Origin of the sequence: Mesorhizobium sp. M7A.F.Ca.US.005.03.2.1 (assembly GCF_003997795.1) — a bacterium.
Taxonomy (GTDB): domain Bacteria; phylum Pseudomonadota; class Alphaproteobacteria; order Rhizobiales; family Rhizobiaceae; genus Mesorhizobium; species Mesorhizobium ciceri.
In genome coordinates, this window is sequence record NZ_RZRP01000236.1 from 1 (window position 1) to 7,649 (window position 7,649).

Genomic DNA, 7,649 nt, shown 5'->3' on the forward strand with positions numbered 1-7,649 from the left:
CGTCGCGAAACTGCCGGCCGACATGCTGGCCGAGGTGCGTTATATCATCGGCCAGCATGTCGGCCGGCAGTTTCGCGACGCCGTCAGCGGTCGTCTCGACGATGCGATAGTGCGCCTTGAGCCGCGCCAGCTGCCGGGCTGTGAAGATCAGGTCGAGCGTGCGTGGTTCAGGCGCACTGATGACCAGCGGCAAGGCGCTGTTGGACATGACTATTCCCTCTGTTCCCCAATGGCCAAAATACCTTGGATGAAACGATTTACAACATCGCGCGGCCGAGGAGCGCGCGATTGGCGCTGGGATGAGGTGACCTGTCGGAGCCGATATGTGCCGGCAATGCAACAGTGAAGAATCGTTTGACCGCGATGGCGTGGATACGACGTAAGAACCAGTAATGGCACAATTGACACGGGGCAGGGAATTGGTTCTGCTGGCGCCGTATCAATTTGGAGGGCACTTTACAGTGAAGAAATACGAGAAACCAACCTTGCAGAAGCGCGACAGGCTTTCGGGTGTCACGGCCCAGACTGCCCCATCGACACCTCCGCCGGCCGTCAGTGATTGATTGGCGTCTGACGCATTCGCCTGACAAGGGCAATCAATAGCGGCAATCGATAGGGCGCGACTGGTCGCGCCCTATCGCATATTGGCCACGGGTGCCCGCCGTTGTCCCAGATGCCGGACCTTACGGCCGATGATCATCAGCTGGCGCGCGGTGTTGTTGCGCAGGCGCCGCACGCGCCATTCCAGTCCGGTGTCGGCGGTAATCGACTTGGCATAGTAACTGACCCGCATGCCATCCTCATCGGCAGCCACCTTGACCGGGTCGTCATAGAAGGCGTTGATCTTGTCAGCCGCCATGCCTGGAGTTTCGAGCCAGCGTGGAATGTGAACCGAATGGAGCTGATCGACATCGGTCATCACGCGGCCGATGCCGACGCCCGGCGTCGGACACGTGGTACAGAAAGCATCGCCGATGAAGATGACCCCGTCGCGGCGATGGCCTTGCGTCGTGCTCAGACTGATCTGCCTGACCTCGACAGGACTCGCGACTTCGAAGTTGCCGCATCGCACGGCTATTTCGGGCATCAATTCGCAGAGCATCTTTTGCGGCTCCTGGCGGAACGCCCGCGTCCACGGCTCGGCCACATTGCGATAGAGGAACATGTTCGCCCGCATCTTGTCGCCGAGGGGAAAGATGCTGATGTAGGCGATACGGTCGGCGGCCCGCCTGCTGTAGCAGGTGACGGACTGATGACCGAAATCGCTGGGCGAGATGGCGAGGTCGAATCCCATCGACAGTGAATGCGCCTTCGATTGCTCGATACGCTCGACGCCGACGGCGCGCCGCACCGCCTCGCCGTGACCGGTTGCCACCACCAGCAGGCGGGCATCGATGACGGTGCCGTCGGCCAGCACAAGCCGCTGCCGGTCCGGTCCAGTCGAGACTTCGGTTACCTTGCCGACCGTCAGCGGCACTTGCGCAGGCAAGGCGTCGCGCAGGCCATTGATCAGCGCGCCATAGGAGAATGTGAATTCAGCCTTCTTCTCATGCGCGAAGAACTGGCCGAGGCGAAACACATGCGTGTCGGTCGTGGAGGTGACGAGACGCTTGAGTGTCGCATCGAGGCCGAGCTTTTCGAACAGCAGCATCTGGTCCATGCCGATCTTCTCGGCCCGGAATTCCTCGTGGTGGACGCGGTGCGGATCGATCAGCGCCACCTTGCGGCCGGCTCGTCCCAACAGAATTGCCAAGGTCGTGCCGGCCATTCCGGCACCGACGATCGCCACATCGACTTGGGCCGGGCCAGCCTCTGAGATACTCATTTTGCTGCTCTTTCTGATGGCAACGGCGCGTTTCACAATCTCCGGTAGAAAATATCTTCCGGACCTAAATCAACCGCAAGCAACCGGCGCGCGTGCTTGGTAGTAACCAATGTTTAGGTTAATCGCGGGCCCGCTGCTTCCAGCGCGGTGCGATCGCCGAGCCATCGATGAACTCAAAGCCGCCAGCCTCGTTGAGCGTGTGAAGTTTACGCCCACTCCATAGCGCACCTGGATTTAAGATGGTTTCAACGACCTGCTCCATGCCGATCAAATCAAGGTGAGAAATGCGTGCGATGCCAAGCGCCGCGCCATAGCTCCTGCGGCAGTCCTGGACCGGGCGCAGCAGGTCGTTGCCGCGCCTGACCATGCGGCCGGCCGGCCGCGCCGAGGCGATATCGATCAGCACGGGATTTTTGGGGTGCGGCGTCCAGGGGCCGCGAAAATCCGGCGCCGACCACAGATGCAGCGCGTCGGAGAAGGCGCCGCCGCCGTCGCGGACGGTGGCGAACAGCCACCAGGCGCCGCCATGCTCGACAAGCGTGGCGTCGCTGGCGACGACACCGGACAGAAGCGTCGCCTCCTTGACCCATCCGCCGGGAAAAGCTGTGGCCCGGTAGAGATCGACCGTGCCGTTGGCGCAGCTTTCCGGCACCATCCAGACCTCGCCGTCGCGCTCGAAGACGAAGGGGTAGGAGAGATGGTAGGGCAGCTCCAACACCGGTTCAGGCCTTCCGAGCGGGCCTGCCGGGCCGAAGGGAACGGCGGAGATGATGGCTTTGCCGAGCCGATGGATATAGTCCTCGACGAACAGGGTCAGCTGGCCCTGGTAGAGGATGGGGAACGGATCGGCGTAGAAGCGGCTGCCGTCGTCCGGCAACTCTTGCCAACCCGACGCCGGATGCGCGCGCAGCTCGAACAGATCGCGGCTCCCGGTTTGCCGCCAGCCGACCTTCCAGTGCGGCGCGTTGTAGCAAAGGTGATAGATCTTCTGGATGATCCGCCGCGCCAGCGCCTTGCCGGCCCTGACCCCAAGCTTGCCCGCCGAGGGCATTGGCGGCGGGCCACCCACCTGCGCCGGTTCGGGCAGATCAGGCACGGACTTTGCCGCGCCTGACATGGCAGCTATGATCAGGCTTGCTGTGCGCGCCAGCATATCCTGGAAGGACGCCAGCGCGATGCCGCCATATTCGGTGCCCAGACGCCCGGCGGCGATCGCAACGCCGTTCTCCTCGATGCGGGCAAGCGGCGTGCGACCTGCGAGGATCAGGGCCAGCAAGGCCGCTTCGCCGCTGGCGCCGTCATAGGTGACGCGCCAGATCCGTGTGCTTTCCAGCCTGACATCGCCGCAGAGGTCGATGACCAGGTCAGGCGAAGCGGGGGACTGCCGGTAGGGCGCGAGCGCCGAAAGCGGCACACGCTTGGCCAGTCCATCATGGGACAGTCCGTGGATCGCCGTTTCGAGTTGAAACAGGGCCGCGGCGCTGCGCGGAATGCCACCGCCCGCCGGCCTGACATCGACGGACAGTTCGACGTCTTCGAGCGCGGCAAGGCGCTCCAGCAGCGTGACGTGAAAGGCGCGGACGCAGTCGCCGTCCAGGCGGAGGCTTATCTGCATGTTGGAGGTCCGAAAAGGCGGTGCCCGGCCTTGCCGGCCAGGCCGGTCCGGTCAAATTGTAACCCCATCTGCATTCGTCTCCGCTCGCTGCGTAGCCAACACCTCGATATGTATATTTTTAAGCAAACCGCGTGCCAAAATTCACGTCACCTCTCAACATAATTAACAATGTTTTAACAGTTGGAGGAATAGCTAGGTTAGCGCCGCAAACTGGTCTTGCCGGCATATGGAGTATTGTCGGAGGCAGCCATGCAATCATCCCTGCCCATGGTTCCTCAGCAACACTCCCCGGATCCGGCACGCGCGGGATCATATGCAGCCTCCACTGTCGAACTGGGCGATCTGAAGCGCATCCTGGTGCGCCGCCGGTTCTGGATCTTCGGCACCGTCGCACTGCTGACGCTGGTCGCCCTGCTCTACGGCCTTTTCACACCGGCGCTCTACAGCTCGGCGGCGGAAATCCTGATCGATCCGCAGGACCTGCAGGTGGTCACCAACGACGTCAATCCCAGCCGTATCTCACCCGATGGCGGCATCACGCAGGTCGAGAGCCAGGTCAGCGTGGTCCAGTCGACGGGCGTGCTGATGCGGGCGATCGCGGCGACAAACCTGACGCAGGATCCGGAATTCAATGGGCAGGGCTTGCTGTCGCGCCTGCTCGGTTCGGCATCAGCCGAAGGCGACAGGTCGGTGCAGACACTCGACGCGCTGCGCCGGCGCCTGGCGGTGAAGCGGGCCGACAAGGTCCTGGTCCTCGACGTCATCGTCACCGCCAAGAGCGCCGACAAAGCCGCCCTCCTGGCCAACGCCATCGCGCAGGCCTACCTGGTCGACCAGGCGAGCGCGCGCGCGAAAATGGCCAAGGACGCTTCCGAGTCGATCACCGCGCGGCTGGACGAGCAGCGCAAGCGCGTCCAGCAAGCCGAAAACGCCGTCGAAGCCTACAAGTCCGCCAACAACATGGTGATGGCGGCAGGCAATCTGGTCAGCGACCAGGAACTGACCGAGATCAACACGCAGCTTGCGGCGGCGCAGAGCCGCACCGCGGCGCTGAAGGCGCAGGTCGACCAGATGCGCCGGCAGAGCGGCACGCCGGACGCAACTTCGGAAGCAATGCGCTCGGCGGTGATCTCGAGCCTGCGGGCGCAAGAGGCGACGTTGGTCGACCAGGTCTCGCAGCTCGGCACGGAGTTGGGGCCGCGTCATCCCTCGCTGATCGCAGCCCAGCAGCAACTGCGCGACACGCGCCAGCTGATCGCGCGCGAACTTGGCCGCATCGCCACCGCCACCGAGACCGACTACGAACGGGCGCTGGCCAACCAGCAGGCGCTGGAAGCCAAGGTCGCCGGCATGAAGAGCAAGTCGCTCGACACCGATCAGGCCTCGGTGCGGCTGCGCGAACTGCAGCGCGACCTCGAGGCGCTGCGTTCCGTCTACTCGAACTATCTCCAGCGCGCCCAGGAGACGCGCGAGCAGATCAATGTCGACAGCACCAATGCGCGCATCATCTCCAACGCCATGCCCGCCTTGAAGAAGAGCTGGCCGCCTCTGCCGCTGCTGTTGCTGGGCGCGATATTCGGCGGCCTTGGGCTCGGCACCGGTCTGGCGCTGATCGCCGAATATTCCTCGCCGACGGTGCTTTCCAGCGCCCAGATGCAGTCGGCCATCGACGCGCCGGTGCTGGGCGTGGTGCCGGCAAAGTCGGACACAGGCCGGCGCTGGTGGCCTTTCGGCGGGGCGCGCGCCGCCGCCTCCAGCCAGAAGACCGATGCCGTCGTCGGCCTTGCGCTGAGGCGCATGTTCAGTTCGGGCCAGCGTCCGGCGGACTGGCCGCTGGTGCCTTCCATCTTGGTGACATCGTCGCCGGGCGAGGGCGCGCAGCGTAGCCGGGTGGCGCGGCTGCTGGCCAATGCCGCGGCATCCAGGGGTAGCCGTGTGCTGTTCATCGATGCCAATGCTGGCGGCGGCGGCCAGAAGGATCCGCAGCCGGGGATCCTCGATGTTCTGCGCGGCGAGTACGCGTTCGAGGCCGTCAGCCATTACGCCGCCGGCAGCAACGTTGCCGTGCTGGGCAGGGGCCGCTCAAAGGCGGTCTTCCAGGAAGCGCATGGCATCTATTTTGCGCAGCAGATGCTGGCGCGGGCCAGCCGGAGCTTCGACCTCGTCGTCATCGACGGTGGCGCGCTGGCCGACAATCTCAATGCCTCGCCGCTGGTCGCCATGGCCGACGAGATCGTGCTCGTCGCCACGCTGAACGCCACCCCGATGCGCGACGTCACGACGACTTCGCAGGCGGTCTCCGTCATGGGGCGCCTGCCGACAGCCGCCTTGCTGGTCGACGAGGCCGCCTGATATGGCGGCCAGTTGGAGCGCAAGCGCTTCGAACCTTGGTGCTGCCGCACCCCGCGCCGGCACGCCCATCTCCGGCACCTCGGTCGATGCACTGACGCGCTTCGGACTGATCGCGGCGGTAGCGGTGCTGTTCAGCATCTCGGGGGGCATGCTGTGGCTGGTCGGCTACAATTATGATGGCCTGTTCGGCAACCCGGCGACCAAGATCCACCCGTCCACCTATCTCATCGTCCTGCTGCTTGCCTGGCGCTCCTGCGCATCAGGCAATCCGGTCGGCCATATCGTCCATCTCGCCGACAGGCGGCCGGCCAGCGCGCTGATGGCCGCCATATCGATCGTGCTTCTGGTCGTCGTCATCGCCAGGCAGCGGCCCGGTATGGCCGGCATGATCGATACGTTCGTGGCTGCGGCACTTCTCGTGCTGATGCTCAGCGAGGACGACGAACGGACCTTCGCCGGGCTGCAGACCGTCGTCCACGTGGTCATGACGGCGAATGCCTTGCTTGCCCTTTTCGAGTTCGCCACCAAAACGCTTATCTTCCCCTATCGCCTCGACGGCGTGGCGTTTACCACCGATCTGCGCTCGAGCGCGCTGCAGGGGCATCCGCTTGCCAATGCCATGGTGACGTCGATCTATGTGCTTGCGCTGCTCTCCGGTGCCAGATCCCTGTCGATGCCTGTGCGGATAGGGTTGATCGGCTTGCAATGCGCGGCACTCGTCGCCTTCGGCGGCCGCACGGCGATGGTGACGACGGTGGTGCTCGGCGGCTGCTACCTGCTTTTTCAGGGCATCACCAAATTGCGCCAGGGCCGCGTCAATCTCCTGGGTGCGGCACTCGGCTTCATGCTCGCCGCCCTGCTGCCGGTCGTCATCATTGTGGCGGCATATCTGGGCTTTTTCGACGCGCTGCTGGAGCGCTTCGTGTCGGACAGCGGCAGCGCCAATGCCCGGGTCGAGATGTTCGAGCTCTTCAAGCACCTGGAATTGCGCGATCTGATCGTGGGGCCGGATGTCGACCTGATCGACAGCCTGCGCCGCATCAACGGTCTCGAACAGGGCATCGAGAACCCGATCATCCGCACGGTCCTTTATCAGGGCGCCTTCTTCACGCTTTTGCTGACGTTCGGCTTCGTGCTGTTCCTGTTCGAGGTGGCGCGCCGCTGCCATCCCGGCATCTGGCTGCCGATGCTGGGCTGGGTCATCCTGATCAACACTTCGGAAAGCGTCGCGTCGAAGACGACGCTGCTGACCAAGTTCGTGGTGCTGGCATTGGTGCTCTATCGGCCGGCGCGGGCAGCGTTCAGGCCGGTCAGTCCGCCGGCATGGTCAGGCCAAGCGCCGCGATGATATCGGGGTCCAGCGCCCGGGTGGTGTCGTCCATCATGCCCATGCCATCGAAGAGATCCCACAGTGCCCAGGCGAAGCCGAGTTCCTCGGCGCTCCGCCTCACATCGGCGATGTAGCGCCCGCGATCCGGATTGGGCGCGGCGACATAGCGGGCGTCGGTGCGCAGCGCGCCGAACTCGCCCATGATGATGCGTTCCGGCGCAAGGCTATGGCCATCGGCCCAATCGCGGACCTGGCGAAGATATTTGTCGACAAACCAGCGGTCGGGCTGGGCGTCGAAATAGACTTTCAGCACACGCTCGGTCTCGGCATAGGCTGCTTGCTTGGCGTCTTCAGGGGTTTCGGTGTCCTGCGCCATGCGCGCCCTGACCGATGCCAGCGTCTGTTGCAGCGAGCCGGCGGATGCCGGCCACGGCACATTGTTGAGCGACCGATAGACCGGCTCGCGCATCCAGGGCGCGCCCTGATGGCTGAACAGATAGGGCTCATAGAAATGGAAGGTGAACAGG

The 7,649-nt window shown here is 64.2% G+C and carries 4 protein-coding genes and 2 pseudogenes; 2 read left to right on the forward strand and 4 right to left on the reverse strand.

Annotated features, from left to right (window positions below; translation table 11 throughout):
• From EN991_RS15175 to EN991_RS15185, 3 genes and pseudogenes are all read right to left on the reverse strand, one after another.
• Positions 1–208, reverse strand: a pseudogene (locus EN991_RS15175) (hypothetical protein); the annotation flags it as partial.
• 426 nt (positions 209–634) lie between these two features.
• Positions 635–1,825 carry an NAD(P)/FAD-dependent oxidoreductase gene (locus EN991_RS15180; protein WP_013530602.1) on the reverse strand — a complete coding sequence of 397 codons (1,191 nt, stop codon included), beginning with the start codon at positions 1,823–1,825 and terminating at the stop codon, positions 635–637.
• Between the two features lie 118 nt (positions 1,826–1,943).
• Positions 1,944–3,440 (reverse strand): hypothetical protein, encoded by a 1,497-nt coding sequence (locus EN991_RS15185; RefSeq protein WP_013530603.1) that lies wholly within the window; start codon positions 3,438–3,440, stop codon positions 1,944–1,946.
• Between the two features lie 249 nt (positions 3,441–3,689).
• Here EN991_RS15185 and EN991_RS15190 point away from each other — a divergent pair, with 249 nt between their 5' ends.
• Together EN991_RS15190 and EN991_RS15195 are read left to right on the forward strand one after the other, a co-directional pair.
• On the forward strand, positions 3,690–5,792 hold the full coding sequence (locus EN991_RS15190; RefSeq protein WP_127369053.1) for an exopolysaccharide transport family protein: 2,103 nt from the start codon (positions 3,690–3,692) through the stop codon (positions 5,790–5,792).
• A gap of 1 nt (position 5,793) precedes the next feature.
• A complete protein-coding gene (locus tag EN991_RS15195) occupies positions 5,794–7,140 on the forward strand; it encodes a VpsF family polysaccharide biosynthesis protein (RefSeq protein ID WP_127369054.1) in 1,347 nt (448 codons plus the stop codon).
• Here the strand turns inward: EN991_RS15195 and EN991_RS15200 are convergent.
• Positions 7,103–7,649: pseudogene (locus EN991_RS15200) on the reverse strand (glycosyl hydrolase family 5); the annotation flags it as partial. The gene EN991_RS15195 and the pseudogene EN991_RS15200 sit on opposite strands and share 38 nt — an antisense overlap.